This is a genomic window from Gilliamella sp. Pas-s27 (assembly GCF_009795865.1).
Classification (GTDB): domain Bacteria; phylum Pseudomonadota; class Gammaproteobacteria; order Enterobacterales; family Orbaceae; genus Gilliamella.
In genome coordinates, this window is record NZ_WTEW01000091.1 from 1 (window position 1) to 701 (window position 701).

Consider the following 701-nt stretch of genomic DNA (forward strand, 5'->3'; position numbering starts at 1 on the left):
TCTTTTTAGATACTATTACTTTAAAATAAAAATCCTTAGTACTATGTTGTTGTAAATAATCTATATTGTTAAATTCTGCTTCACGCAATGAATGTTCATCGTATTTTTTATATTCAAATATTTCATGTAAATTTATCTTATCGCCGTTAAGAGAATGCCCTGCTAGATATTGATAGGCGTCTGCATCATGATTAAATATGCCTCTATCAAAATTCTCAATAACTATTTTATCTAATATTTTTTCGAAAGAATTTGCATAATAAACTTTAAAATAAAACATATCATTATGTTCCCTGATGAAACTTAAACGTTTAACTTCATGCTCTTTACCATCAAGATAAACAGCAGTTTCATCATCAAAATAAAATTCTGCATTATCTTGCCCAATAGTACCGGTATAAATACGAAATATGGCATGACTAATGGCGGGGGTTAATAATATCGTGAGTAAAATACACTTTATATACTTCATTTTGTTATTCCTTATTTTTTATTTATGCGTTGTTGTTTGGCTTTTGCTTCTCTTTTAGCCTTTTCTTTCGCTGCTTTTTCTATTGATCTTCGATCTTTTACTTTTCTCTGTTCTTTTTCATTTATAGCTTGTAAATTAACAAACAATGCGGGGTTGATTTTATAGCCTAATTTATTTTTTTGTTTATTGTTTGTCGCAGAGCGGTTATATATTGGATTCATTGCTATTT

The 701-nt window shown here is 28.2% G+C and carries 2 protein-coding genes; both read right to left on the bottom strand.

Annotation, left to right across the window (positions count from 1 at the left end; all coding sequences use genetic code 11):
• On the bottom strand, positions 1-472 hold a 472-nt coding region (locus GQ589_RS11815; RefSeq protein ID WP_160426453.1), incomplete at its 3' end, for a hypothetical protein.
• A gap of 11 nt (positions 473-483) precedes the next feature.
• On the bottom strand, positions 484-701 hold a 218-nt coding region (locus GQ589_RS11820; RefSeq protein WP_160426454.1), incomplete at its 5' end, for a hypothetical protein.